At 61.5% G+C, this 25,576-nt stretch carries 22 protein-coding genes and 1 pseudogene; 12 read left to right on the top strand and 11 right to left on the bottom strand.

All coding sequences use genetic code 11. The features are described from left to right. The first annotated feature begins 100 nt into the window (after positions 1 to 100). From O3W47_RS08355 to O3W47_RS08345, 3 genes are read left to right on the top strand one after another with little or no spacing between them, the layout of a single operon-like run. Entirely contained in the window at positions 101 to 1,564 is a 1,464-nt protein-coding gene (locus O3W47_RS08355; RefSeq protein ID WP_269313447.1) for an aldehyde dehydrogenase family protein, read from the top strand. A 13-nt stretch (positions 1,565 to 1,577) separates the two neighbouring features. Next, a complete protein-coding gene (locus tag O3W47_RS08350; protein WP_269313446.1) occupies positions 1,578 to 2,621 on the top strand; it encodes a tartrate dehydrogenase in 1,044 nt (347 codons plus the stop codon). Between the two features lie 15 nt (positions 2,622 to 2,636). Continuing rightward, the gene (locus tag O3W47_RS08345) at positions 2,637 to 4,094 is read left to right on the top strand and encodes an NAD-dependent succinate-semialdehyde dehydrogenase (RefSeq protein WP_269313445.1); all 1,458 of its coding nucleotides are present in this window, start codon (positions 2,637 to 2,639) and stop codon (positions 4,092 to 4,094) included. Between the two features lie 234 nt (positions 4,095 to 4,328). Here O3W47_RS08345 and O3W47_RS08340 read toward each other — a convergent pair whose 3' ends face one another. Genes O3W47_RS08340 through O3W47_RS08330 form a run of 3 tightly spaced genes read right to left on the bottom strand, consistent with a single transcriptional unit; the run spans position 4,329 to position 6,645 of the window. Continuing rightward, positions 4,329 to 5,603, bottom strand: coding sequence for an NAD(P)/FAD-dependent oxidoreductase (locus O3W47_RS08340; RefSeq protein ID WP_269313444.1), 1,275 nt, complete (start codon positions 5,601 to 5,603; stop codon positions 4,329 to 4,331). A gap of 15 nt (positions 5,604 to 5,618) precedes the next feature. Continuing rightward, entirely contained in the window at positions 5,619 to 6,287 is a 669-nt protein-coding gene (locus O3W47_RS08335) for a haloacid dehalogenase type II (RefSeq protein ID WP_035221404.1), read from the bottom strand. 7 nt (positions 6,288 to 6,294) lie between these two features. After that, on the bottom strand, positions 6,295 to 6,645 hold the full coding sequence (locus O3W47_RS08330) for a hypothetical protein (RefSeq protein WP_127755741.1): 351 nt from the start codon (positions 6,643 to 6,645) through the stop codon (positions 6,295 to 6,297). On the opposite strand from O3W47_RS08330, the gene O3W47_RS08325 reads away from it, so the two are divergent. From O3W47_RS08325 to O3W47_RS08295, 7 genes are all read left to right on the top strand, one after another. Next, positions 6,610 to 7,446, top strand: coding sequence for a GNAT family N-acetyltransferase (locus tag O3W47_RS08325; protein ID WP_269313443.1), 837 nt, complete (start codon positions 6,610 to 6,612; stop codon positions 7,444 to 7,446). The genes O3W47_RS08330 and O3W47_RS08325 overlap by 36 nt on opposite strands. A 15-nt stretch (positions 7,447 to 7,461) precedes the next feature. Beyond that, the gene (locus O3W47_RS08320) at positions 7,462 to 8,835 is read left to right on the top strand and encodes an aspartate aminotransferase family protein (protein ID WP_269313442.1); all 1,374 of its coding nucleotides are present in this window, start codon (positions 7,462 to 7,464) and stop codon (positions 8,833 to 8,835) included. A gap of 256 nt (positions 8,836 to 9,091) precedes the next feature. Then, positions 9,092 to 9,805 (top strand): HAD-IA family hydrolase, encoded by a 714-nt coding sequence (locus O3W47_RS08315; protein ID WP_003524662.1) that lies wholly within the window; start codon positions 9,092 to 9,094, stop codon positions 9,803 to 9,805. 93 nt (positions 9,806 to 9,898) lie between these two features. After that, positions 9,899 to 11,509 carry an ABC transporter substrate-binding protein gene (locus tag O3W47_RS08310; protein ID WP_269313441.1) on the top strand — a complete coding sequence of 537 codons (1,611 nt, stop codon included), beginning with the start codon at positions 9,899 to 9,901 and terminating at the stop codon, positions 11,507 to 11,509. 92 nt (positions 11,510 to 11,601) lie between these two features. Next, positions 11,602 to 12,552: an ABC transporter permease gene (locus tag O3W47_RS08305; RefSeq protein WP_003524664.1), complete on the top strand. Its 951-nt coding sequence runs from the start codon at positions 11,602 to 11,604 to the stop codon at positions 12,550 to 12,552. Then, the gene (locus tag O3W47_RS08300; protein WP_269313440.1) at positions 12,552 to 13,403 is read left to right on the top strand and encodes an ABC transporter permease; all 852 of its coding nucleotides are present in this window, start codon (positions 12,552 to 12,554) and stop codon (positions 13,401 to 13,403) included. The genes O3W47_RS08305 and O3W47_RS08300 overlap by 1 nt, the downstream gene beginning before the upstream one ends. Then, a complete protein-coding gene (locus tag O3W47_RS08295; RefSeq protein WP_269313439.1) occupies positions 13,403 to 15,058 on the top strand; it encodes an ABC transporter ATP-binding protein in 1,656 nt (551 codons plus the stop codon). Before O3W47_RS08300 ends, O3W47_RS08295 begins: the two co-directional genes overlap by 1 nt. A gap of 125 nt (positions 15,059 to 15,183) precedes the next feature. On the opposite strand, the gene O3W47_RS08290 is transcribed toward O3W47_RS08295, so the two are convergent. Further along, positions 15,184 to 15,660 (bottom strand): Lrp/AsnC family transcriptional regulator, encoded by a 477-nt coding sequence (locus O3W47_RS08290; protein WP_003506856.1) that lies wholly within the window; start codon positions 15,658 to 15,660, stop codon positions 15,184 to 15,186. A 230-nt stretch (positions 15,661 to 15,890) separates the two neighbouring features. Between O3W47_RS08290 and O3W47_RS08285 the strand changes: the two genes are divergently transcribed. Beyond that, complete coding sequence (locus tag O3W47_RS08285) at positions 15,891 to 17,216, top strand: NAD(P)/FAD-dependent oxidoreductase (protein ID WP_078053492.1); 1,326 nt, start codon at positions 15,891 to 15,893, stop codon at positions 17,214 to 17,216. Positions 17,217 to 17,223: 7 nt separating this feature from the next. On the opposite strand, the gene O3W47_RS08280 is transcribed toward O3W47_RS08285, so the two are convergent. From O3W47_RS08280 to O3W47_RS08270, 3 genes and pseudogenes are all read right to left on the bottom strand, one after another. Further along, positions 17,224 to 18,375 carry an NAD(P)/FAD-dependent oxidoreductase gene (locus tag O3W47_RS08280; protein ID WP_269313438.1) on the bottom strand — a complete coding sequence of 384 codons (1,152 nt, stop codon included), beginning with the start codon at positions 18,373 to 18,375 and terminating at the stop codon, positions 17,224 to 17,226. Further along, positions 18,368 to 19,749: pseudogene (locus O3W47_RS08275) on the bottom strand (FAD-dependent oxidoreductase). Before O3W47_RS08275 ends, O3W47_RS08280 begins: the two are co-directional and overlap by 8 nt. Beyond that, on the bottom strand, positions 19,728 to 20,039 hold the full coding sequence (locus O3W47_RS08270; protein WP_269313437.1) for a (2Fe-2S)-binding protein: 312 nt from the start codon (positions 20,037 to 20,039) through the stop codon (positions 19,728 to 19,730). Before O3W47_RS08270 ends, O3W47_RS08275 begins: the two are co-directional and overlap by 22 nt. 113 nt (positions 20,040 to 20,152) lie before the next feature. Here O3W47_RS08270 and O3W47_RS08265 point away from each other — a divergent pair, with 113 nt between their 5' ends. Next, positions 20,153 to 21,076, top strand: a complete 924-nt coding sequence (locus O3W47_RS08265; RefSeq protein ID WP_127755732.1) for a LysR substrate-binding domain-containing protein — start codon at positions 20,153 to 20,155, stop codon at positions 21,074 to 21,076. Between the two features lie 67 nt (positions 21,077 to 21,143). Here the strand turns inward: O3W47_RS08265 and O3W47_RS08260 are convergent, their stop codons facing one another. The 4 genes from O3W47_RS08260 to O3W47_RS08245 form a co-directional block, all read right to left on the bottom strand. After that, positions 21,144 to 22,079, bottom strand: coding sequence for an ABC transporter substrate-binding protein (locus O3W47_RS08260; protein ID WP_127755731.1), 936 nt, complete (start codon positions 22,077 to 22,079; stop codon positions 21,144 to 21,146). Positions 22,080 to 22,225: 146 nt separating this feature from the next. Continuing rightward, a complete protein-coding gene (locus tag O3W47_RS08255) occupies positions 22,226 to 23,164 on the bottom strand; it encodes an ABC transporter substrate-binding protein (protein WP_135397166.1) in 939 nt (312 codons plus the stop codon). Between the two features lie 23 nt (positions 23,165 to 23,187). Next, positions 23,188 to 24,993 (bottom strand): amino acid ABC transporter permease/ATP-binding protein, encoded by a 1,806-nt coding sequence (locus O3W47_RS08250; RefSeq protein WP_269313436.1) that lies wholly within the window; start codon positions 24,991 to 24,993, stop codon positions 23,188 to 23,190. A gap of 14 nt (positions 24,994 to 25,007) precedes the next feature. Then, positions 25,008 to 25,565, bottom strand: coding sequence for a GNAT family N-acetyltransferase (locus tag O3W47_RS08245; protein WP_269313435.1), 558 nt, complete (start codon positions 25,563 to 25,565; stop codon positions 25,008 to 25,010). Positions 25,566 to 25,576 lie beyond the last annotated feature (11 nt).

Here is a 25,576-nt window from a genome sequence, read left to right as displayed (position 1 = left end):
GGTGGCAAAACAGGATTTTCATTCACCGCCCGCGCCGCAGTCGGTCGATGCTGCTTGCCATCAGGGATTAGCGTTGGGGCATATCCAAAGAGGATTCCACATGACGCTCAGCTTCGATCCAGACAGCTTAACCCTGCCGATCGGCCACTTCATCGGCGACCGGCTGGTTCCAGCGGCAAACGGCATCGACATGCACCGCCCATCGGACGGCATCGAATATGCCGGTTGCCCCAAGGCGGATGCGGCGCTGGTCGATGAGGCGGTGCAGACTGCCAAGGCCGCCTTGAAGAGCAGCAACTGGGGCGGCGTGCGCCCGCGCGAGCGCACAAAGGTCTTGCAGCGCTGGGCCGACCTGATCGAACAGGAAGCCGAGACGCTGGCGAAAATCGAGGCGCTCTCCTCGACACGGCCGGTGGGCCAGCTGATCGCCGGCGATATCGCCGTCACCGCCGAACAGATCCGTTTCTTCGCCGAGTTTGCCGACAAGGAAGGCGGCGATCTGGTTCCGACCGACGATGCGAGCCTCGGCATGATCATGACCGAACCCTATGGCGTCGTCGGCGCCATCACGCCGTGGAATTTCCCCGTCTCCATGGCCGGCTGGAAGCTCGGCCCGGCGCTCGCGGCAGGCAATGCCGTAGTGCTGAAACCGTCTGAAATGACGCCCTTCTCCAGCATCTTCATGGCGCAGCTGGCGATCAAGGCCGGATTGCCGGCAGGTCTCATCAACATCGTGCTGGGCGACGGGCCCGTGACCGGCAATGCCATCACCGGACACCCTGATATCTCCAAGGTCAGCTTCACCGGCTCCACGGCCGCGGGCGCCGCCATCATGGCCAATATCGCCCGCACCGGCATCAAGCCCATGACGCTGGAACTCGGCGGCAAGAGCCCGCAAATCGTCTTCGCCGATGCCGATATCGAGAAGGCGGCAGCGGCCATCGCCGGCAATATCCTCTCCAATGCCGGGCAGGCCTGTGTGGCGGGCTCGCGCATCATCGTCGAGGAAAGTGCAGCGGACGCCCTTTCCGCTGCCATCATCGCCCGCATGAAGGCGGTGAAGCCCGGCCCGACCTGGGACGAGACGACGCAATATTCGCCGATCATCTCCGAGGTGCAGCGCAAGCGCATCGACGGCATCGTGCAGGCGGCGGTCGCCCATGGCGGCGAATGCCTGACCGGCGGCGCAGTGATGGATGGCCCCGGCTATTTCTATCAGCCGACGCTGATCGCCAATGTCGACCAGACCTCTCCTGCCGTCACCGAGGAAATCTTCGGGCCGGTGCTGACGCTGCAGACCTTCCGCACGGAAGAAGAGGCGCTGGCGCTTTCCGACCATCCGACCTACGGTCTGGCGGCGGGTCTTTTCAGCCATGACGTCTCACGCGTCATGCGCCTGTCCCGCGCCATTCAGGCGGGCACGATCTGGGTCAACCGTTATGGCCGCTCGCGCGACCACATATTGCCGACCGGCGGTTACAAACGCTCCGGCATCGGCAAGGATCTCGGACGCGAGGCCTATCTCGCCAACCGCAAGAGCAAAAGCGTCCTTATCGGACTGTAACAGGGGAAATGTCTTGAAAACGCATCGCATCGCACTCATTCCCGGAGACGGCATCGGCAAAAGCGTGACGGACGCCGCATGGCAGGTGCTCAACGCCGCCGCCGAAGGCTCCGCTTTTGCGCTTGAAGGAACGGAATTCCCCTGGTCCTGCGCCTTCTACAAGGAAACCGGCGCGATGATGCCCAAGGACGGCATCGAAACCCTGCGCGGCTTCGACGCCATTCTGCTCGGCGCAGTCGGCTGGCCGGCGGAAGTGCCGGACTCGGTCTCACTGCACGGCCTGCTGCTGCCGATCCGCAAGGCTTTCGTTCAATATGCCAATATCCGCCCGCACCGGCTTCTGCCCGGTGTGCAGGGACCTTTGAAGGCGGATGGCTTCGACATTCTCTGCATCCGTGAAAACACGGAAGGCGAATATTCCGGCGCCGGTGGCCGCGTGCACCAGGGCACCGACGATGAAGTTGCCGTCGAAACCTCGATCTTCACCCGCAAGGGCGTGGAGCGCATCCTGCGTTTCGGCTTCGAACAGGCGCAGAAGCGCCGCGGCAAGCTCGCCTCCATCACCAAGTCCAATGCCCAGAAATATTCGATGGTGTTCTGGGACGAGGTGACCCACAAGCTCGCTGCCGAATATCCGGACGTCGAGGTTTCCAGCTATCACATCGACGCCATGGCGGCCCGCATGGTTATGGCCCCGGAAAGCCTCGATGTCGTCGTCGCCTCCAATCTCTTCGGCGATATTCTGACCGATCTCGGCGCGGCCATTCAGGGCGGTCTCGGCTTTGCCGCCTCCGCCAATATCAATCCTGACCGCAGCGCGCCGTCCATGTTCGAGCCGGTGCACGGTTCGGCCCCGGATATCGCCCATCTCGGCATCGCCAACCCCATCGCCGCCATCTGGTCCGGCGCGATGATGCTCGAGCATCTCGGTGAAAAGGACGCGGCCGCGCGTATCATGGCGGCGCTGGAAACGGCGACCGGCCGGGGTATCGGCACTGTGCCGGGCAAGGACAAGACAGACGCCATCACCGCCGCGGTTCTCGCGGCGCTCGACTGATTTCGGAGAATTATGATGCAGGGTTTGAAGGACAAGGAACTCTTTCGCCAGACGGGCTTGATCGGCGGCGCCTGGAAGGCGGCGGCATCGGGCAAGGTGGTCGACGTGATAGACCCGGCGACGCAGGCGGTCATCGGCACCGTGCCGGATATGGATGGCACGGAAGCCCGCGCGGCAATCGAAGCCGCCAATGCCGCCTTCGGCCCGTGGAAGAAAAAGACCCACGCGGAGCGCGCAGCGCTTCTCGAAAAATGGTTCGCACTGATGATCGACAATGTCGACGATCTCGGCCTGATCCTGACCACCGAACAGGGCAAGCCGCTGGATGAAGCGAAGGGCGAAATCCGCTATGGCGCATCCTTCGTCAAATGGTTCGCGGAAGAGGCCCGGCGTATCGGCGGCAGCACCATTCCTTCCCCGACGCCGGATCGGCGTATCGTGGTTCTGAAAGAACCGGTCGGCGTCTGTGGCATCATCACGCCGTGGAACTTCCCGAACGCCATGATCACCCGCAAGGTCGCGCCCGCACTTGCGGCCGGCTGCACCGTGGTCATCAAGCCTTCGGAATTCACGCCCTATTCGGCCCTGGCGCTCGGCGTGCTTGCCGAACGGGCCGGCATTCCCGCGGGCGTCATCAACATCGTCACCGGCATGCCGACGGAAATCGGCAATGAAATCATGGCCAACGAGACGGTTCGGAAAATTTCCTTCACCGGCTCCACCCGCGTCGGCTCGCTTTTGATGCGCGGCGCTGCCGACAGCGTCAAGCGCCTGTCGCTGGAACTCGGCGGCAATGCGCCCTTCATCGTGTTCGACGATGCCGATCTCGATCTCGCCATTGAGGGCGCACTGGTTTCGAAATTCCGCAATGGCGGCCAGACCTGCGTTTGCGCCAACCGCATTCTCGTGCAGTCGAGCGTTTATGACGCTTTCGCCAAAAAACTGGCGGATCGCGTCGACGCCATGCGGGTCGGACCCGGAACGGAAGCAGGCGTTTCCATCGGCCCGATGATCAACGAGCCGGCCATCGCCAAGATCCGCGCCCATATCGATGACGCCGTTTCCAAGGGCGCGAAGATCATCACCAGACCGCACGATCTGCCGGAAGGTCCGCAATATACCGCCCCCGTGGTGCTGACTGGCGCCACGACCGGAATGCGGCTGGCAAGCGAAGAAACCTTCGGGCCGGTGGCACCGCTCTTCCGTTTCGAGACGGAAGAAGAAGCCATAGCCATCGCCAACGGCACGCCCTTCGGCCTTGCCGCCTATTTCTATACCGAAAGCCTGAAACGCGCCTGGCGCGTGGGCGAGGCGCTGGAATTCGGCATGGTCGGCCTCAACACCGGTGCGATCTCCACCGAAGTCGCCCCCTTCGGCGGCGTCAAGCAATCCGGCCTCGGCCGTGAGGGCGCACAGGTCGGCATCGAGGAATATCTGGAGATCAAGACGTTTCATATTGGCGGGCTTTCCTGAGCCCGCTTCCTTCTCCCCGCCTAAAGGGCCGCTCTGCGGCCCTTCTTTTTGAAGCGTGGAACTGAAAAAGCGACAGCATTCACACTCCGCCACCCCGGACCAAGTCCGGGGTTCAGCGCAATCAAGTCACTGATCGTAAAGACTCTTTCACCGCGCAGACGCGCGGTGGCTGGATGCCGGATCATCCTCGGGCTTGTTCCGGGGACCGGTATGACGGAAGAACGAACAGTTCTTCTACTGAATCTTGTCCAGCATCTTGTAATAGAAGCCCACCAGCGGCAGGAACCACGGCTTGCCGAAATGACCCGGCACCGCCGGCCATTCCATTCCCTTCAGGGGATTGTTATCCGGCCGCCCCAGAATGGCGTCGGCCATGATCATGCCGAGATGGGTGGAAAGCTGCGCACCGTGGCCGGAATAGCCCATGGCGTACCAGACGCCGTCATGGAAACCGGCGCGCGGATAACGGTCCTTGGTCATGTCCACCAGACCGCCCCAGCAATAATCGATCGGCACATGGACAAGCTGCGGGAAGATGCGATGCAGGCTTTCCGTCAGTATCGCACCGCTTTTGGCGTCCGAACGCTGGTCCGACGTGGCGGAAAAGCGTGCACGGCCGCCGAAGATCAGCCGGTTATCCGGCGCGAGCCGGAAATAATTGCCGATATTCATGGAGTTGACATAGGTGCGGTTACCCGGAACCGAGGCCTGAACCTCGGCATCCGTCAGCGGCCGTGTAGCGATGATGAAACTGCCGACGGCGATGATGCGGCGACGGAAATAACCGAAGCCGGACGGCGTGTAAGCGCCGGTCGCCACCAGAACATTGTCGGCCGTCACCTTGCCGCGCGGGGTTTCCAGTTCATGGGTCCTGCCGTTCTGGATGTGCTTCGTCACCGCCGCATTTTCGAAGATCACCGCGCCATGACGGCTGGCGGCTTCGGCAAGGCCGGCCACATAGCGGCCCATATGCATCATGGCGCTCTTCTTCGAGAGCATGGCGCCGTAAAAGGGCGAACCAATCTCCGCCTTGAGATCGGCCGCGGAAAGAAGCGCCGTATCGGGATCGACCTCGGCATGCAGCGCCTCGAAATTCTTCGCCAGACCTTCGAAATGCTGCGGCTTGGAGGCGAGCTTCAGCTTGCCTGAGCGGCGGAAGTTGCAATCGATGCCCTCCTCCGCAATCAGCCCCTCCAGCGTATCGATGGAGGAATCGAGCGCCCTGTAGAGGGCGATCGCACGTTCCTTGCCAAGCTCGGCCTTGGCGGAGAGATAGGAATGGGCAAGACCATTGTTGAGATGCCCGCCATTGCGGCCAGAGGCGCCCCAGCCGACCCGCTCCCCTTCAAGAACGACCACCCGCGCGCCGGCCTTGGCCAGCTGGCGCGCGGCCCCGAGACCGGTGAAACCTCCACCGATGACAGCGACATCATAATGACCTTCGACGGGACCTTGCGCGGCACCTGAAAATTGCGGCGCGGTATCGTGCCAATAGGAGACGAACTTCATGGTCCCGACCTTTCCTTACAATCCAACCACGCCTGCCAGGCCGGAAATATCGGCGATTTCGACATAACCGTAATAGGGATTGGCGGGCTCGTGACCGCGATTGACCCAGACCTTGTTCTTGATGCCGAGATCATGAGCCGACATCAGGTCGTAACGGAACGAGGAGGAAACATGCAGCATGTCTTCCGGACCGCAGCCCAGCATGTCAAACATATATTCGAAAGCCTTGAAGCGCGGTTTGTAGGCCTGCGCCTGCTCGGCGGTGTAAACCGCGTGGAAGGGCGCGCCAAGCTTTTCGACATTCGACATGATCTGCGAATTCATGGCGTTGGACAGGATGACGAGGGGGATTTCCTTCGCAACCTTGGCAAGGCCGGCCGGAACATCGGCATGCGGGCCCCAGGTCGGAACGCGCTCGTAAACGAAGGTGGCGTCTTCATCCTTGAAGGCCACGCCATTGCGCTTGCAGCTGCGCGAAAGCGAATTGTGAACCACCTGGGCGTAGGGCTTCCAGTCGCCCATGATCTCATCCAGACGATAGGCCGCAAAATTCTTGATGAACTGCTGCATCTGCGCTTCATCGAGACGATCGCCATAAAGATCGCGAGCGGCCTCTGCCATCTGGAAATTGATCAGCGTGCCGTAGCAATCGAAGGAGATGTATTTCGGGCGGAAGATGGTCATGTCGTCGTCATCCTTGCTTGGGGATCGGCCGTGCCGGAATGAATTGATCATAGAAAGCCTTTGCCCGGTCGACGCACCGCAATTGCCATTCGCGGAAGCAGATTGTTGCGTATGCAGCCGCCAGTTTGGCAGAGAGTTGCGTCGAGGCAAACCGGAAGCCGCCGCCGGTCCCCGGTTTACGGCCGAGTGCGGACAAGATGCGGCATAAGATGCGGCGGCGGATAAAAGCAACAGCGAAACATATCGAACCTTCCCATTTGTCGGGACAATCTTCTTTCGGCATCGGTCTATCAATGAATAAGCAGAAAAACGGAGTTCCGGCATGCAGGCGAGCCTGATCGATATCCAAACGTTTCAACCGGACCACCTCGACGCGGCCGTTGAACTTTCCCGCCAGGCCGGCTGGCCGCACCGGAAAGAAGACTGGGCGCTGGTCCTTTCCCTGAGCAAGGGTTTCGTCGCCCTGGAAAACGGACGCGTCGTCGGAACCGCCATGGCGACGCTTCTCGGAGACACCTGCGCCACCGTCAATATGGTGATCGTGGACGAGAGCATGCGCGGCCGCGGCCTTGGACGCCAGCTGATGGGCGCTGCGATGGACGCAGCAGAAAATCGCGAGTGCCGTCTTGTAGCCACGGCCGACGGCCTACCCCTTTATGAAAAGCTGGGCTTCGCCGCCTGCGGCGAGGTGCTCCAGCACCAGGGCATTCCGGCCGCGACCGAAAGGCCGGAAGGTGTCACCTGGGCGGAAACCATTGATCCGGCCGAACTCGCCGCGCTCGATGCGCAGGCTTTCGGTGCGGATCGCACGGCCCTCTTTGCAGCACTTGCCGACAGGGCGCGTTTCGCACTTGTCCAGGAACAGGGAGTCATCAAGGGCTTTGCAGCACTTCGCGCCTTCGGACGCGGCGAAGTCATCGGCCCGGTCGTGGCGGAAAATGCTGAAATCGCGAAAGATTTGATCGCATTCGTGTTTTCTGAGCGTCCTGGCGCATTCCTTCGTGTGGACACCACGGCCGATACGGGCCTTGCCCCCTGGCTTGCCGAACGCGGTCTTGGCCATGTCGGCGGCGGCATCGCCATGCGCCGGTCGAAAACCGAAATCCCCGCCGACAAAAAACTGAAAACATTCGCATTGACCAGCCAGGCGCTGGGCTGAATCCGGAGAGACCCCATGTTAAGCAATTCACTGATCGAACTGGATCGCGCCCATCTGGTGCACCCTGTCTCCTCCTTCCGCGGCCATGAGAAGCTGGGCGTGCGGGTGCTGCAATCGGCAAGCGGCGCCACCGTCACCGATATTACCGGCCATCAGCTCATCGACGGTTTTGCCGGCCTGTGGTGCGTCAATGCCGGTTACGGCCATGACAGCATCGTAGAGGCGGCGGCAAAGCAGATGCGGGAATTGCCCTATGCTACGGCTTATTTCGACATTGGCAGCGAACCGGCGATCCGGCTTGCCTCGGAACTCGCCGACCGCGCACCGGGCGATCTCAACCACGTCTATTTCACGCTTGGCGGCTCCGATGCGGTGGACAGCACCATTCGGTTCATCCGCTATTACTGGCATGCCAGGGGCCAGCCGCAGCGCGACCAGTTCATCTCCATCGAACAGGGTTATCACGGCTCCACCACCGCCGGTTCGGGCCTCACCGCGCTGCCGGCTTTCCATGCCGGTTTCGGCGTGCCCTACGACTGGCAGCACAAAATCCCGTCGCACTACGCCTACCGTAACCCGGTGGGAAGCGACACGGCCGCCATCATCGCATCCTCCCTGCAAATCCTGAAGGACAAGATCGAGGCCATCGGTCCGGACCGCGTCGCCGCCTTCTATGCGGAGCCGATCCAGGGTTCCGGCGGGGTTCTCGTGCCGCCTCCCGGCTGGATCAAGGCCATGCGCGACCTCTGCCGGTCCTATGGCATCCTTTTCGTCGCCGACGAGGTCATTACCGGCTTTGGCCGCACGGGGCCGCTGTTTGCCTGTGCCGACGAGGATATCGTGCCGGACTTCATCACCACCGCCAAGGGTCTCACCTCCGGCTACGTGCCGATGGGCGCCGTCTTCATGGCGGACCACGTCTATGATACAATAGCCGACTTCGCAGGCGAGGCCGCAATCGGGCATGGCTACACCTATTCCGCCCATCCCGTCAGCGCCGCCGTCGGTCTCGAAGTGCTGAAACTTTACGAGGGCGGACTGCTGGAAAACGGCCGCCGCGCCGGTCAAAGGCTGATGGCGGGGCTTGAGAGCCTGAGAAACCATCCGCTGGTCGGCGATGTCCGCGGGCGCGGCATGCTCGCCGCCGTCGAACTCGTGACCGACAAGGACAAAAAGACCCCGCTGCCGGCCGCCGCGGCCCCCGCACGCAAGGTTTTCGACCGCGCCTGGGAAAACGGCCTGATCGTGCGCGCCTTTGCGAACGGTATTCTGGGTTACGCGCCGCCGCTCTGCTGCACCGACAGCGAGATCGACGCCATCATCGAGCGGACGCTGAAGACCCTCGATCAGACGCTCGAAGACCCCGCGGTGCGGGCCGCCATGGCCTGAGGCGATAGCCGGGTGGCGTTGCGGCATCTTCTCGAAATGTCGCAATGCACCGCATATTCGCAATATTCTGCCGAAGAGCCGATCCATTTCGGCGAATCCGGCGTGCCGAAAGTGCCAAACTATTAATGCAAACGGCACTAAACGCCTTAAAAAAGGGCGTAATCGCAAATGGGAACGGGGCAAGGATCCCGTCCGGGAACAGAATAATCTGCCGCAGGCTCCCCAAGAGGCTTAGGCGGCAAAGCGGAGACCGACATTGCCCAAAAAACTGAGCGACTTCAAATATATGAGCTTCGACGTGGTGGGGACCCTCATCGATTTCGAAGGCGGCCTGAAATCGACGCTGGCCGCAATCGGTGCGGAAAACGGCGTGGAGGTCGATGGTGAAAAGGCACTCGCGCTCTACCGCGCGGCCCGTTATTCCGACGCGACCGACCTGTTTCCCGATGACCTCGTCCGCGTATACCTGATCATCGCTCCCGAACTCGGCCTGCCGGCGGAACGCGCATTCGGTGAGCGTCTGCGCGATGCGGCAAAAAGCTGGAAAGGCTTTGAAGACAGCCGCGCCGCCATGGCCGAGCTTGCCAAGACGCATCGCCTCATCGCCATGACCAACGCCCAGCGCTGGGCCTTCGAATATTTCTCGAAGGAACTCGGCAATCCCTTTCATGCCGCTTTCACGGCGGATGACACCGGCACCGAAAAACCCGATCCCGCCTTTTTCGAAAAGGTCTTCGCCTTTGTGGAAAGCGAGGGCGCATCGAAGGACGACATTCTGCACGTCGCGCAAAGCCAGTACCACGATATCGGCATTTCCCGAAAACTGGGCATGACCAATTGCTGGATCGAACGTCGCCACGCCCAGAAAGGATATGGCGGCACGATCGAGCCGGAAAACTTTACCGAGCCGGACTACCACTTCACCTCCATGGCCGGCCTTGCCGAAGCAGTGAAACAGACGGGCGGCTGAGCCGCCCCGCCAATGGCGTGCCGCGAACTGGGATGTGGCATGCCGGAAATTTCTTCAGACGCATTTCAACAAATCATACAAAAGGGGAAGACCATGAGTGACAGGATTACAAACTGGACCCGCTCCGACGACGCCGCCGTTGAACAGGCGATCCGACGCGGCGCAACGCGGCGTGAGCTGCTTCACATGCTGCTGGCGGGCGGCGTCGCCCTCTCCGCCGGTTCGGCCATCCTCGGCCGCGCCTCTGGCGCCGTGGCCGCAACGCCGGTATCCGGCGGCACGCTGAAAGCTGCCGGCTGGTCCTCCTCCACCGCCGATACGCTCGATCCGGCGAAGGCCTCGCTTTCGACGGACTATGTTCGTTGCTGCGCGCTCTACAACCGTTTGAGCTTCCTGGACGTTTCCGGCACACCGCAGCTGGAGCTGGCCGAAGCCATCGAAACGAAGGACGCCAAGACCTGGACGGTGAAGCTGCGTTCAGGCGTCACCTTCCATGACGGCAAGGCCCTGACGGCCGACGACGTGGTCTATTCGCTGAAGCGCCATCTCGATCCGGCCGTCGGTTCCAAGGTCGCCAAGATTGCCGCGCAGATGACCGGCTTCAAGGCTCTCGACAAGAGCACGGTCGAAATCACGCTGGCGAACGCGAATGCCGACCTGCCATCCATTCTGGCCCTGCACCATTTCATGATCGTTGCCGATGGCACCACGGATTTCTTCAAGGGCAACGGCACCGGCGCTTTCAAGCTCGAAAAATTCGAGCCGGGCGTGCGTTCGATCATGAGCAAGAACGCCAATTACTGGAAGTCTGGCGGCCCGCACATCGACAGCTTCGAATTCATGGCGATTTCGGACGACAATGCCCGCGTCAACGCCCTTCTCTCGGGCGATATCCAGCTCGCGGCCTCCATCAACCCGCGTGCGCTGCGCCTGCTCGACAAGCAGGACGGTGTCGTTCTTTCCAAGACGACATCCGGAAACTACACCAACCTCAACATGCGTCTCGACCAGGCACCGGGCAACAATGTCGATTTCATCGCCGGCATGAAGTCGATCGTCAATCGCGAGCAGATCGTCAAGGCGGCCCTGCGCGGTCTCGGTGAAGTCGGCAACGACCAGCCGGTTCCGCCGATGAGCCCCTATCACAATCCGGACCTCAAGCCGAAGGCCTTTGATCCGGACAAGGCGAAGTTCCACTTCCAGAAGGCCGGCCTCATCGGCCAGTCCATTCCGGTCATCGCATCGGATGCGGCAAGCTCTTCGGTCGACATGGCGATGATCATCCAGGCTTCGGCTGCCGAAATCGGCGTCAAGCTGGATGTGCAGCGTGTTCCCTCGGACGGTTACTGGAGCAATTACTGGCTGAAGGCGCCGGTCCATTTCGGCAACATCAACCCGCGCCCGACACCGGACATCCTGTTCTCCCTGCTCTACGCTTCCGACGCACCGTGGAACGAAAGCCAGTACAAGTCGCCGAAGTTCGACAAGATGATGCTGGAAGCGCGCGGCATGCTCGATATGGACAAGCGCAAGCAGATCTACTTCGAACTGGAAACGATGATCGCCGACGAAGCCGGGACCATCATTCCCGCCTATATTTCGAACGTCGACGCCATCAGCTCCAAGCTCAAGGGTCTGGAAGCCAATCCGCTCGGCGGCATGATGGGCTATGCCTTTGCGGAATACGTCTGGCTCGAAGCCTGATAGACCATGGAGCCGGGCGCGAAAATGCGCCCGGCAGCCTTTCCGTCGTTGCGGAAAGCCTCCACAATCAGGCACGTTGCAGGAGCATGTGAATGAACAGCCGGATATTATCCCTTATCGCCAGGCGGCTGGTCGTCATGCTGACGACGCTGCTTATCGTGTCGTTTATCGTCTTTTCCGCCACCAGCCTGCTGCCCGGCGACACGGCGACGATCCTTCTCGGTCAGGCGGCGACGCCGGAGGCCGTGGCCGGCCTGCGCACCGCCATGCATCTCGACGATCCGGCCCTCCTGCGTTTCGTCCGCTGGCTTCTCGGCCTGCTGCAGGGCGAACTCGGCACGTCCTACGCCAACAACATGGCGATTGCCGACCTTATCGGACCGCGCTTCGTCAACTCCATGAAGCTTGCCGGCATTACCACCATCATCGCCGTGCCGCTGGCGCTGACCCTCGGCATCAGCTCCGCCATGCTGCGCGGAACGCTTTATGACCGGGCCGTCACCGTGCTGACCATCGGCGTCATTTCGGTGCCGGAATTCATGATCGCCACACTCGCCGTACTGCTTTTCGCCGTCTATCTGAAATGGCTTCCGGCGCTGTCGCTGGTCAGCGAAGTTCACACGCTTTTCGATGTTCTGCGGGTCTATGCCATGCCGGTCATCACGCTGACCTTCGTCGTTTCCGCACAGATGATCCGCATGAGCCGCGCCGCCGTCATCGAGACGCTGGATACGCCCTATGTGGAAATGGCGCTTTTGAAGGGCGCGCCGCGCATGCGCATCGTGCTTCGCCATGCGCTTCCCAATGCGCTCGGCCCCATCGTCAATGCGGTGGCGCTATCGCTTTCCTATCTCGTCGGCGGCGTCATCATCGTCGAGACGATCTTCAATTATCCCGGCATCGCCAAGCTGATGGTCGATGGCGTCGCAACCCGCGACCTGCCGCTTATCCAGAGCTGCGCGATGATCTTCTGCGTCGGTTATCTCCTCCTCATCACGACGGCGGATATCATCGCCATCATGTCCAATCCGAGGCTGCGCTGATGGCCGAGAATATCAAAACAACTTCGGGGACCTCGCGTTTGGGTTACAAGATCAACGCAGTCGGCGTTTTCGGCTTTCTCGTCATTTTTTTCTGGGCCATGGTCGCAATCTTCGCGCCCTATCTCATTCCGCATCCGGTCGGTGAGATCGTCGATCTCGATTATTTCGGGCCGATGACCTCCGATCTTTGGCTCGGTTCCGATTATCTCGGTCGCGACGTATTTTCCCGCATTCTCATGGGCGCGCGTTTCACGGTCGGCATCTCGCTCGCCGCCGTCACCATTGCCTGCACCTCCGGCGTCGTGCTCGGCATGTGCGCCGCCGTCATCGGCGGCTGGTTCGATGCGGCGCTCAGCCGGTTTCTCGATGCGGTGAATTCGATTCCGAGCAAGCTTTTCGGCCTCGTGGTCGTCGCCGCCGTCGGCTCTTCCATTCCGGTGCTGATCATCACGCTCTCGGTCATCTATACACCGGGCGCCTATCGTTTCGCCCGGGCGCTCGCCGTCAACGTCAACACCATGGATTTCGTGACCGTCGCCCGGGTGCGCGGCGAAAGCCTGTTCTACCTGATCGGTTCCGAAATCCTGCCGAACATCGTCCGGCCCGTACTGGCCGATCTTGGCGTGCGCTTCGTGTTCATCGTGCTGCTTCTGTCGGGCCTTTCCTTCCTCGGCCTCGGCCTGCAGCCGCCGAATGCGGACTGGGGCGCGCTGGTGCGTGAGAACATCGGCGGCCTGCCGTTTGCGGCCCCTGCCGTCATCTTCCCGTCGCTGGCCATTGCCAGCCTGACGATCAGCGTCAACCTGCTGATCGACAATCTGCCGCAGAAAATCCGCGACAGGAGCGAATAATGAGCAATCTCGTTGAAATCCGTGGACTGAAAGTCGAGGCCACCACCGATTCCGGCCGCCGTATCGACATCATCAAGAGCGTGGACATCGACATCGCCGATGGCGAGATCGTCGCGCTGATCGGCGAGAGCGGTTCCGGCAAGACCACCATCGCGCTGACCCTGATGGGCTATGCCCGGCCGGGCTGCCGCATTTCCGGCGGCAGCGTCAAGGTGGCGGGCCAGGACATGGTGCAGCTTTCCGAAGCCGAACGCGCCAAAGTCCGCGGTACGAAAGTGGCCTATGTGCCGCAAAGTGCGGCCGCCGCCTTCAACCCGGCGCAGAAAATCATCGACCAGGTCATTGAAGTCACCCGCATCCACCATCTGATGCCGCCGCAGGAAGCACGGACACGTGCGGTGGAACTTTTCAAGGCGCTATCGTTGCCCAACCCCGAGACAATCGGCGAGCGTTACCCGCATCAGGTGTCCGGCGGCCAGCTCCAGCGCCTCTCCGCCGCAATGGCGCTGATCGGCAATCCGAAACTGGTGATCTTCGACGAACCGACCACCGCGCTCGACGTCACGACCCAGATCGAGGTGCTGCGCGCCTTCAAATCGGCAATGCGCAAGAATGGCATAGGCGGCGTTTATGTTTCGCACGATCTCGCCGTCGTCGCCCAGATCGCCGACCGGATCGTGGTGCTGAAAGGCGGCGAGGTTCAGGAAACCGGTACGACCACGGATATCCTCGAAAATGCCCAGCATCCCTACACGAAGGAACTGCTGACAGCCTTTCATGACAAGGCGCGTGTCATCACACCCGCCAAGCATGAGCAGGCAACGCCGCTGCTGGATATCGAAAAGCTGATCGCCGGTTACGGAACGAAGGGCGACGACAAGATGCCGCTGGTGCGTGCGGTGGATAGCGTCAGCCTTTCGGTCTATCCCGGCCGTAATCTCGGCATCATCGGCGAGTCCGGCTGCGGAAAATCGACGCTGGCGCGCGCCATTGCCGGCATTCTGCCGGCGGCCGGCGGCCATGTCATCTTCGAAGGCCGGGAACTGGATGCGGATGCACGGCGTCGAACCGGCGACCAGCTGCGCCGTATGCAGATCGTGTTCCAATATGCCGATACCGCACTCAACCCGTCGAAACCAATCGAGGATATTCTCGGCCGGCCGCTGACCTTCTATCACGGCATGAAAGGCAAGGCGCGCGACGCCCGGATCGATGAGCTTCTCGATATGGTGAGGCTGCCGCGCTCGGTCCGTCACCGCCACCCGTCCGGCCTTTCCGGCGGGCAGAAGCAACGCGTCAATTTTGCCCGCGCACTTGCCGCCGAACCGTCGCTCATCATCTGCGATGAAATCACCTCAGCGCTCGATACCGTGGTGGCGGCCGCAATCATCGATCTTCTCGGAGAACTGCAGCGGGAGCTGAACCTCTCCTACATCTTCATCAGCCACGATCTTTCGGTGGTGGAGACCATCTGCGACGAAATCGTCGTGATGTATGGCGGGCAGAAGGTGGAGCATCTGGAGACGGAAGCGATCAAATCGCCCTCCCACCCCTATTCGAAACTGCTGTTCTCCTCCGTGCCGAAACTCGACCCGACATGGCTCGACAATCTCCAGCAGGATGCGGAGCTGGTGCGGGCGTTTTCGAAAAGGTGAGCTGGTCGAATGCCAAACAGGTATGAGAACCTCTCCTCCGTCATGCCGGACTTGTGACGTAATGTGAAAGCAACACCCGTGCCAAATCCATCGGTTCTGCGGATGCCTGAGGCGCTCCCACCACCTCACAGCGGAAACAGGCTGGTCAGCGGCATATGCGACTTGATGATCGGCGATTTCAGCACCACGAAGCTGAAATATTTGTCGATGCCCACGTCCATATCGGTCAGCCGCTCCATGATCGACTGATATTCGACGATGCCAGAGGTGACGAATTTCAGCAGGTAGTCGTAACCGCCCGAAACGAGGTGGCATTCCACTACCTGGTCGATCTTTTCGACAACGCCGAGGAAGCGGGCGAAATCGATCTGGCGATGGTTCTTGAGCGTGATTTCCGTAAACACCGTCAGCGTCTGGCCGAGCTTGTTGATGTTGATCTGCGCCGAATAACCCTCGATATAACCTTCCGCCTGCAGCTTCTTCACCCGCATCAGGCAGGGGCTGGGCGACAGATTGACAAGCTCCGCCAGCTCGACATTGGTGATGCGACCGTTTTTCTGCAATTCGTAAAGGATCTTGATATCGATCCGGTCAAGTTTCATCACGTGCGGAACCCCTTTTTTGTTTTTTGAAGACGCGGCATAAAATTCTGGCGCGGCAAAGGAAATCTTACCACATGGGCGAGCCCTGTCGACGTGGGGATATTTTTTTGATGCAGCATAAAGAGTTGCAGAGGCGTCGCCCAACAGCAGGAGATTCCGGCAAGACGCGGAGTCTGGCAGCGTTTACACGCCGGCTGAGGTAAATTAGGACGAATACAAGGAGTCCGACCATGCCCGCCCCGCTGCAACAGATCACGACATCGCCGGAACTGCCGACATCCGCAGACGCCGTCATTATCGGCGGCGGCATCGTCGGTGTCTTCGCCGCCTATTATCTCGCCCGGCGCGGCCTGAAGGTGGCACTGGTCGAAAAGGGTCTGATCGGAGCGGAGCAATCCAGCCGCAATTGGGGCTGGTGCCGCCAGCAGAACCGCGACGCCCGCGAATTGCCGATTTCCACCAAGAGCCTGGCGCTCTGGGAAGAGTTTGGCGCAGAGAGCGGCGAGGACACGGGTTTTCGCCGCTGCGGGCTGTTTTATTTGAGCGACAATGAGGCCGAGCTTGCCGGCTGGGCGCGCTGGCGCGATTTTGCCATTACCGCAGGCGTGACGACCCATATGCTGAGCGCCGATGAAGCGAGCGAACGTGGCCGATCCACGGGAAAGCGCTGGAAGGGCGGCGTATTTTCGCCGACCGACGGTACGGCCGATCCTTCCATGGCGGCGCCCGCCGTGGCGCGCGCCATCATCAAGCTGGGCGGCACGGTGCATCAGAATTGCGCCGCGCGCGGGCTTGAGACGGAAGGTGGCCGGGTCAGCGCCGTCGTCACCGAAAAAGGCACGATCCGCACCAAAACCGCCATCATGTCCGGCGGGGCCTGGGCGTCGTCCTTTTGCCGGCAGCTCGGCATTCGTTTCCCGCAGGCCTCCGTCCGCTCTTCCATCCTCTCCGTCACACCGGGTGCGGAAGGGCTGCCGGATGCGCTGCACACCGCCGCCGTCTCGGCAACGAAAAGAAAAGACGGCGGCTACACGCTCGCCATCAGCGGGCTGGGGCGCATCGACCCGACGGCGCAGCAGATGCGGTTTGCCCGTGAATTCATCCCGATGTTCCTCAAGCGCTGGCGAAGCCTGCGACCTGGCGGGCTGGAAGGCATTCGCGGCGGCCACGAGACGCTGAAACGCTGGCGGCTCGATGCGCCGACACCGATGGAGCGGGTTCGTATTCTCGATCCGAAACCCAATGCCGCCGCCATCCGCGAGACTCATCGAAGGGCGCTTGAGCTTCTGCCCGCCCTCGGCAAAACGCAGATTTCCGCCGCCTGGGCCGGTTTCATCGACAGCACGCCCGATGGCGTGCCCGCCATCGGCGAGACCAGCGAATTGCCCGGCTTCATTCTCGCCGCCGGCTTCAGCGGCCACGGTTTCGGCATAGGGCCGGGCGCCGGCCATCTGATCGCCGATATCGTGACGGGCTCGAACCCGATCGTCGATGCCGCTCCCTATCACCCCAGCCGTTTCCTGAATTCGTCCTGGGGCAAGGTCGCGGATTTCTGACCCTCCCTTAATGGGATGCGGCAGGCTGACCACTACGGAAACGGCTGATGTGAAAATCCGCAATCGGCGTCGTGGTCTTTCCGGTCGCTATCAGCTCCGCCATCACGTCGCCGACACCGGGGCCGATCTGGAAACCGTGGCCGCTGAAGCCGAAAGCGTAATAGAGGCCGGAGGTTGCGGCACTTTCTCCCATGACCGGCAGATCGTCGGCCATATAGCCCTCCACGCCGGACCAGGTGCGGAGCAGCCGGGCATGGCGCAAAGCGGGTGCCAGCCGCAGAAGCTGGCGCAGCTGGGCATCGAGCCCGGCGGGATCGTATTTCGCCCGGCGTTCGTCCAGCGCGGCGGCGCATCGTTTCACCCCGCCGAAAATGACATTTCCACGCGGGATTTGCCGCATATAGATCACTTCGCCGGGAATTTTGGTGGAGACGCCAACGACCGGATGAATGAACCATGGCAAGGGTTCCGTCACGCCCATTTGCGGGCCGGCAACCTCCAGCGGCACCGCCTCTCCCAAAGCGCTGGCAAACCCGCCGCCCCATGCGCCGCTGGCGACCAGCACCACGGGCGCGCGATAATCCCCTTCCACCGTCGTTACCCGGAAATCCTCGCCGGCCTTTTGGATGGTCAGAACCTCGCAATTTTCCACGATCGTTGCGCCATCCCGCCGCGCCGCACGGGCGAAGGCGGGCGCGACGAGGCGCGGATTGGCGTGACCATCATGCGGCGACCATGATCCGGCAACCGCTTCCGGTCCGATGAAGGGAAATTTCTGCCGGATGACCTCGCGCGGGAGGATATGCAACTCCAGACCATATTGTGCGGCATCGTCGCGGTATTTCTCGACCGTGGCGATCTGTTCTTCCGCCCAGAGAAACCGGATATGGCCGACGGGCATGAATTCCACATCCGCACCGGTCAGTTGCGGGATACGGCTCCAGATGTCCCGCGATCTGTTGGCGAGCGGAAGCTGCCCGAGGTAACGGCCCTGACGGCGGACATTGCCGAAATTGGTGCCGCTCGCCTGCTGACCGACAAGGAAACGCTCCAGCAGAATGACGCTGATGCCCCGTTGCCGCAGGAAAAACGCCGTGGCGGTTCCGACAATGCCGCCGCCGACAATAATGACATCCGCCTCCGCAAGCGCGTTACGCATTATCGTCTCCCCTCACAATCGTCAGCGGCAGCGGTTTTACCGGCGCCTGCCCGCGCAACCGTCCCGCCGATTCCACCGGCAGACCAGAGGCGGCGGCGACAATCTCCTGTCCTGCCTGCCCGCAGAACCGCCCCTGGCACCGGCCCATGCCGGCCCGCGAGAAAGCTTTCGAGCGATTGACCTCCGTTGCGCCCTTGCCGGTCACGCTCGCGCGCAGCTCTCCCGCCGTTACCACCTCACAGCGGCAGATGATCGTGTCGTCGGCAAGTGTCTGCGCCAACTGGTGCGGCCAGGGGAAGGCCCGGGCCATTCCCTGCGCAAAGCGCCTCGCAGCTCTCAATTGCTTTCGGCAGCGGCCGATCTCCGCGCGGGATGGCTTCAAACCCTGATCCTCAAGAAGCGCGAAGGCGGCAAGCCGGCCGGAGGCTTCCGCGCCATCTGCACCGAGAATACGCACGCCATCGCCCGCCAGATAGACATTCGGCACCGAACTGCGCCCCATATCGTCCACATCCGGCAACCATTGCCGGATCGTCGGATGAAAGGAAAAGCGACATCCGGCAAGATCGGCAAGCTGGCTTTCCGCCCGCAGATGATAACCCATACCGACCGCATCGCAGGCGAGGCGTGTTTCCTCACCGGAGGCATTCCGGTAGCGGATACCGGTCACACCGCTCTCGGCGTCACCGATAATCTCTAACGGGACGATACCCCGCTCGATCCTTACCCCGCCGGCCAAGAGCGCCCCAACGAGCCGCATGCCCTTGAGGAGCTGCGACGGCCGCGCGATCATCCCCGGCAGACCCTTGATCTGCGTGGAAAACGGCGTGGTATCCAGCACCGCCAGGGGGCCGCGCCTGCCTTCATATATTGATAGGCCACGAGATAAAGCAGTGGCCCGGTGCCCATGAAAACCACGCGACGCCCTATCGCGCAGGCCTGCGCCTTCAGGGAAATCTGCGCCGCGCCAAGCGAAAAACATCCCGGTCTCGTCCAGCCCGGCAAAGGCATGATGCGGTCGGTCGCACCCGATGCGATGATAAGGGCATCGAAATTGAGAGCCTCGGATATCTCGGCGCGCTGAATATGAATGCGATTGTCGCGGATTGCCCATGCCAGGGTCTGCGGCCGGTAATCAATATGGCCCGAAAGCCCGTCGAATGTCTCGTGCAAAGCCCTCGCCTTGTCCGCTTCCGTGCCGTAAAGGGCCGCATAGGAACGCCGGAAATTTTGCGGCTGGCGGCGATAGATCTGGCCGCCGCTGCGATCTCCCTCATCGATGACGACGGGGCGGAGCCCCGCCCGCACCAACGCCTCGGCGGCACGCGTACCGGCGGGGCCGGCGCCAACGATCACGACGCGCAAATCTGCCATAACCCCTCCGGAACCTCGGTTCTGATATCCATGCCCGGGAGTACGGCGGTGGAACAGGCGCGCAGCCGCTCGCCTTCACCCGTCCAGACCCAGCAATCCTGACAGGCGCCCATCAGGCAGAACCCCGCCCGCTCGCCATCGGCGAACTCGGACAAACGGGCAAAGCCGCGCGAGAGCATCAGCGCCGTCAGCACTGTGTCGCCCTCCAGCGCCTCGACCGGCATGCCGTCAACCAGGACAGGGCAAGCCGCGCGTCGCTCTTCGGCAATGCGCCTGAATCTGGCCGGCATCCGCGTTTCCTTTCCCGAAATCTTCGCAGGCACCTCTCCTGCACCTTCACAGATTTCCACGGCAGAAGGTTTGCCGCCAATCGCAAATGGTCGCTTGAACAGAACCTTGGGTTATGGAAGAGATGAGGCTGGAGGTTTCCATGAACGCCCGACAGCTTGAAATTTTCCGCGCCATCATGCGCGACGGCTCCGTGACGGCGGCCGCCAATTCGCTTGCCGTTTCCCAGCCCGGCGTCAGCAAGGTGCTGCACCATCTGGAAAGCCAACTGGGTTACAAGCTGTTCGAGCGCATTGGCGGGCGGCTGGTGCCGACGATGGAAGCGCATCTGATCTATGAGGATGCCGACCGGGTTTTTCGCGAACTTGAAGTTCTGAAAAAGCTGACGCGCACCATCGGCGAGCGCAAGCTCGGACTTCTGCGCATCGGGGCCAGCCTGCCGGTCACCTATTCCGTGCTGCCCGAGGCGCTGCTTGCCTTCCGGCAGGCGCATCCGACCGTCAAAATCCACCTCAACGCTCTGCCCAAAAAAGAGATTGCCGAACAATTGCTGCTGGGCGACATCGATTTTGCGGTAACGCTGTCCACCATTCAGGCGCCGACGGTGCGTAGCGAAATTCTCGCCTCCGTACCGGTCGTGGCAGTGATGCGGCATGATGACGCTCTCGCCGAAATGATGACGGTGACGCCTCGCGACCTCGCCGGCAGGCCGCTGATTTCCTATGGCAACCATGCGGACGAGATCGGCCCGCAGCTTAATGAAGCCTTCGAACGCGACGGGCTTGTGCGTGACGTTTCGGTGCAGGTCACCTCATCGGTCGGTGCCGTGCCGCTGGTACGCGGCGGCATCGGCATCGCCCTTGTCGACGGTCTGGTGCGCTGGAACAGTTTCGAGGGGGTGACGGTGCGCCCGTTCATGCCTGAAGTAACGATGAATGTCGCCGTTTCCACCAACACGGCCCGGCCGCTCTCGCGTTTCTTCAAACCCTTCGTCGGTGAATTGCGAAAGCTTTTCCGCGCCCTTCCCGCACAGAATTGACGGACAAAACAATACCCGCAAGGCCTGAGCCTGCGGGTATTGCAGTCCGCCGCATATGTTCGACCGGTCAGCTTTTCGGCAGGCCGGGAGGGTTGGTCCGCGATTCCGGCAGGGCTTCTTCCGATAGCTGCCAGCGATCCAGAATCTTCGCGTAAGCGCCGCTCTTGATCAGGTCGTTGGTGGCAAGCGTCAGCGCATCGGCCAGTCCCGATCCCTTGCGGGTGGTGATGGCGACATCGGAACGCTCCGGCCAGCCGGCGGAAAGGGTCCCGACACGCTTGATGGTCTTGTCGCGCGCGGCGATGAAGACCAGCTGCGCATGCGGCTGGACGATCACATCCGCCCGCCCCGCTGAAAGCGCCACAAGCCGGGTGGCTTCATCATCGTAATATTGCAGCTCGATCGGCTTCAATCCGGCGGCGACGTTTTCGTCGCTCCATTTCAGCAGAATGCGCTCCTGATTGGTGCCGGCGCCGACGATTATCCTCAGGCCCGCCGCATCCTTCGGCTCGCGGATGGCGGTTATGCCGCTGTCTGCCTTGACGAAAAATCCGTGCAGGCCCTGACGATAGGTGGAGAAATCGAACTTTTCCTTGCGCTGCTCGGTAACGCCCACATTCGAGATCACCGCATCGTATTTGCCGGAGGCGAGCCCCAGCGGCCAGTCCGCCCAGGCGACCGCCACCAGTTCCAGCTCCAGGCCGAGGCTGTCAGCCACCGCAAGCGCATAATCGGGATCTGCACCGACCACCGTTTTTGCATCCGTCGCATAGGTCGCGAGCGGCGGTCCACCGGGTGCGACCGCGACGGTGAGTTTGCCCGGCGAAACGAATTTGAAATCCTTGGGAACAGCGGCAATCGCGCCGGGGTCTTTTTCAACCCGGATGCGGCCGGGCTGATCCGGCGACAGGTCGAAGACATCGGTTGCGAAAGCCGACCCAAAACCGGTGACGGAGAGAAATGCGCCGAGCGTGGCCGTGGCGAGACGAGAGGTGAAGGTCATTGTGGTTTCCCGATAGAATAATGACTGCGGGACGGAGGTAGCGCGGACGGGAGGAGGCCCGCGCTACCGGCTGAGTGATGTCCCACCTTCAACTCAGCTTTTTGGCAACTCAGCTTTTGGCAACTCAGCCTTTGGAAAATCTGGCCTCAGCTCTTGGGCAGGCCGGGCGGATTGGTGCGGGATTCGGTGATGGCCTCGGAACCGAGATTCCAGCGGGCGAGAACCTTGCCGTAATTACCGTTCTTGATCTGGGCGTTCAGCGCGGCGGTGATGGCGTCGGCTATGCCTGCGTCCTTTTTCGAAGCGACGGCGATCTCGGCCGCTTCCGGCCAGCCGCCGGAGAAGGTGCCGACAAGCTTCGTCTTCTTCTGGCTCGCCGCCTGAAAGGCGGAGGTCGCGTTGGGGCCGAGATAGGCATCCGCGCGGCCGGATTGCAGGGCGACGTCAAGCACGGCCTGATCGTCATAATATTGCACCTCGGTATCCGCCAGCCCCTTCGCCTTGTTGTCCTTGATCCATTTCAGCAGGATCTGCTCCTGATTGGTGGCGGCCCCGACGATGACCTTCAGCCCTGCGACATCCTCCGGCTTGCCGATTGATGTGACCTTGCTGTTATTGCCGACGTAGAAGCCGAGCAGATCGTTGCGGTAACTGGAAAAATCGAACTTTTCCTTGCGGGCTTCCGTCACCGTGATGTTGGAAGTAACGGCGTCATATTTGCCGGATGCAAGACCGAGTGGCCAGTCCGCCCAGGCGATGGGCACAAGCTGCAGCTCAAGGCCGAGACTGTCTGCGACCAGCTGGGCGATATCCGGCTCCACGCCGATCGGCGTTTTCGTGTCGCTTGCATAATCCACCAGCGGCAGGCGGAAGGGAACGGTCGCGACCGTCAGCTTTCCGTCGGCGATGAATTTGTGGCCGGCGGGCAGAAGCTTGATTGCCTCTTCCACCTTTTCGACGCGCACCCGCCCCTTCTGTTCGGGAGACAGGTCGACCTCCTGCGCATGCGCAGCCGGAATGAGCGCAGCGGTGGCGGTGAAAAGACCGCCGGCAAGCAGGGACAATAATTTCCATGAAAATGCCATGTGAGTGTTTCCTTTGTTGTTGATTAGAGAACTTTTGCGAGAAATTCGGCCGTGCGCGGATGGTCCGGCTTGTTGAACACCTTCTCCGGCGTGCCCGTTTCGAGAATGCGGCCCTGTTCCATGAAGACGACCCTGTCGGAGACCTCGCGGGCAAAGCCGATTTCGTGGGTGACGATAATGAGGGTGACGCCGGAGCGGGACAGCTCCTTGATGACATCCAGCACCTCATTGACCAGCTCCGGGTCGAGCGCGGATGTCGGCTCGTCGAAGAGCAGCACCTTCGGTCGCAGCGCTAAGGCCCGGGCAATCGCCACGCGCTGCTGCTGCCCGCCGGAAAGCTGGCGGGGATAAGCGCCTGCCTTTTCGGCCAGACCGACGCGGGCCAGAAGATCGCGCGCCTCGGCTTCCGCCTGTTCTTTCGAAATGCCTCGAACGGCGATAGGCGCTTCGATGATGTTTTCAAGCGCGGTCAGATGCGGGAACAGGTTGAAGCTCTGGAACACCATGCCCACTTCAGCGCGGCGCTTTAGGATTTCCCGTTCCTTCAGTTCATAAAGCGTGTCGTCCTTTTGACGATAGCCGACCAGTTCCCCGTCTATGGCGATGAAGCCGTCGTCGACACGCTCCAGATGATTGATGGAGCGCAGCAAGGTGGACTTGCCGGAGCCCGACTGGCCGAGAATGGTGGTGACGCTGCCTGCCGGAATGGAGAGCGTGACATCGTCCAGCACCTTCAATGTTCCGAAGGACTTGGAAACGCCGTGGATATTGACCGAACCGCCACGATTGCCGAGCTGGAAACTTCCCGTCCTGGCAGCGGCCGGTCGTTCAGGTCTTTCAATGGCGGGCGCTGGCGTCTCCACCGCTTCCGGCAAAGGCTTGCGCGGCAGAAAGGTGCGATAGAGCGTGGCAAACAGCGAGGCCGGCGGATTGCGCAGCGCACCGCGCGAGAAGTGCCGCTCGATGTGGTGCTGAATGATCGAAAGCGCGGTCAGGATCACCAGATACCATACGGTGGCGACCATCAGCAGCGGGATCACTTCCAGATTGCGGCGATAGATGATCTGGATCGTATAGAACAGCTCCGGCAGCGCGAGGATATAGACCTGCGACGTGCCCTTTGCGAGGCCGATAATATCGTTGAAAGCCGTGGGCAGGATCGAGCGCATCGCCTGCGGCAGAACGATGCGGGACGCCTGCCGCCTGCGCGGAAGTCCGAGCGCGGCGGCAGCTTCAAGCTGACCCTGATCGACTGACAGGATTCCGCCGCGAACGATTTCGGAGGCGAAGGCGGCCTGATTGAGCGTCAGCCCCAAAACGGCCGCTGCAAAGGGCGTCATCAGCTGTGTCGTATTCCAGCTAAAGAAATTGATGCCGGTGTAGGGCACGCCGATTGTCACGGTTTCATAGAGATAGCCGAGATTATTGAGGATCAGCAAAAGCACGATCAGCGGAATGGAGCGAAAAATCCAGATATACGTCCAGGAGACGGCGACCAGCAGCGGCGAACGGGAAACACGGGCAAGGGCCAGCAGGGTTCCGAACACAAAACCAAACAACGCACCGAGCGCAGTCAGGAGCAGCGTCCGACCGAGACCGACCAGCACCGGTTCGGCGAAGAACCATTCGGCAAACACATCCCAGCCCCAGCGCGGGTTGCCGAAAACGGAATGCACGACGGCGGCAATGATGAGGACGGAGAAAACCGTGCCCACCGTCCGCAGCGGGTAACGGGCCGGAACGATGCGGAAATGGGAGTAACCGCCCGTGATCGGTTCACTCTTCTTGTCGCTCACGGCGACATGCGGAAAATCAGAGGCTATCGTCATCGGAAAAAGGCCTTTCACGGATGGGCGGAAGAGGGTTGCGGCCGGACAGCCGCTATCGGCGCTCCACCCGGAACCGAGGCGGGTGCGGGTTCGGACAGCCATTTTTCGAAGGGCAACGACCGGATCGTCTCGGGATCGGCCGTGGTATCGAACAAAGCGCGATAACCATTGGTGAGATAAAGACCGACCGCTTCCGGCTGACGGAAGCCGGTGGTCAGATAGACGCGTCCATAACCCTGCCGGATCGCCTGCTGCTCCAGTTCCCGGAGCACGATTTTCGCAAGCCCCTGCCGGCGATGGGCGGAATGGGTCCAGACCCGTTTGAATTCCGCCGTTTCGTCGTCGTAACGCATGAAGGCGCCGCCGGCGATCGCTTTGCCGTCGCGCAGGAGCAGCAGGAAGTTGCCCGATGGCGGGCTGAAGGCTTCCGGCGGATATTTGTTCAGCTCCGCCTTCGCCCCTTCCGCATTGAAGAACGTGCCGTAGCGGCTGTCATATTCGAACAGCAACTCCTCCAGAAGCGGCGTTGCGAGCGGATCCTTGACCGATGTGTAGAAAAAACTGTCGCTCATGTCCTTGTCCT

Source organism: Agrobacterium sp. LMR679 (assembly GCF_027157905.1).
GTDB lineage: Bacteria > Pseudomonadota > Alphaproteobacteria > Rhizobiales > Rhizobiaceae > Agrobacterium > Agrobacterium leguminum.
This window is presented reverse-complemented; position numbering and strand designations above follow the sequence as displayed.

Excerpts from the sequence above, each read along its gene's own strand:
- O3W47_RS08335 (WP_035221404.1), bottom strand. The coding sequence starts at position 6,287 with ATGACCATCTTCCGCCCGAAATACATCTCCTTCGATTGCTACGGCACG.
- O3W47_RS08290 (WP_003506856.1), bottom strand. The coding sequence starts at position 15,660 with ATGAAACTTGACCGGATCGATATCAAGATCCTTTACGAATTGCAGAAA.
- O3W47_RS08245 (WP_269313435.1), bottom strand. The coding sequence starts at position 25,565 with ATGAGCGACAGTTTTTTCTACACATCGGTCAAGGATCCGCTCGCAACG.
- O3W47_RS08305 (WP_003524664.1), top strand. The coding sequence starts at position 11,602 with ATGAACAGCCGGATATTATCCCTTATCGCCAGGCGGCTGGTCGTCATG.
- O3W47_RS08325 (WP_269313443.1), top strand. The coding sequence starts at position 6,610 with ATGCAGGCGAGCCTGATCGATATCCAAACGTTTCAACCGGACCACCTC.
- O3W47_RS08285 (WP_078053492.1), top strand. The coding sequence starts at position 15,891 with ATGCCCGCCCCGCTGCAACAGATCACGACATCGCCGGAACTGCCGACA.
- O3W47_RS08310 (WP_269313441.1), top strand. The coding sequence starts at position 9,899 with ATGAGTGACAGGATTACAAACTGGACCCGCTCCGACGACGCCGCCGTT.
- O3W47_RS08255 (WP_135397166.1), bottom strand. The coding sequence starts at position 23,164 with ATGGCATTTTCATGGAAATTATTGTCCCTGCTTGCCGGCGGTCTTTTC.
- O3W47_RS08355 (WP_269313447.1), top strand. The coding sequence starts at position 101 with ATGACGCTCAGCTTCGATCCAGACAGCTTAACCCTGCCGATCGGCCAC.
- O3W47_RS08270 (WP_269313437.1), bottom strand. The coding sequence starts at position 20,039 with ATGCCGGCCAGATTCAGGCGCATTGCCGAAGAGCGACGCGCGGCTTGC.
- O3W47_RS08340 (WP_269313444.1), bottom strand. The coding sequence starts at position 5,603 with ATGAAGTTCGTCTCCTATTGGCACGATACCGCGCCGCAATTTTCAGGT.
- O3W47_RS08345 (WP_269313445.1), top strand. The coding sequence starts at position 2,637 with ATGCAGGGTTTGAAGGACAAGGAACTCTTTCGCCAGACGGGCTTGATC.
- O3W47_RS08300 (WP_269313440.1), top strand. The coding sequence starts at position 12,552 with ATGGCCGAGAATATCAAAACAACTTCGGGGACCTCGCGTTTGGGTTAC.
- O3W47_RS08320 (WP_269313442.1), top strand. The coding sequence starts at position 7,462 with ATGTTAAGCAATTCACTGATCGAACTGGATCGCGCCCATCTGGTGCAC.
- O3W47_RS08265 (WP_127755732.1), top strand. The coding sequence starts at position 20,153 with ATGGAAGAGATGAGGCTGGAGGTTTCCATGAACGCCCGACAGCTTGAA.
- O3W47_RS08250 (WP_269313436.1), bottom strand. The coding sequence starts at position 24,993 with ATGACGATAGCCTCTGATTTTCCGCATGTCGCCGTGAGCGACAAGAAG.
- O3W47_RS08280 (WP_269313438.1), bottom strand. The coding sequence starts at position 18,375 with ATGCGTAACGCGCTTGCGGAGGCGGATGTCATTATTGTCGGCGGCGGC.
- O3W47_RS08260 (WP_127755731.1), bottom strand. The coding sequence starts at position 22,079 with ATGACCTTCACCTCTCGTCTCGCCACGGCCACGCTCGGCGCATTTCTC.
- O3W47_RS08295 (WP_269313439.1), top strand. The coding sequence starts at position 13,403 with ATGAGCAATCTCGTTGAAATCCGTGGACTGAAAGTCGAGGCCACCACC.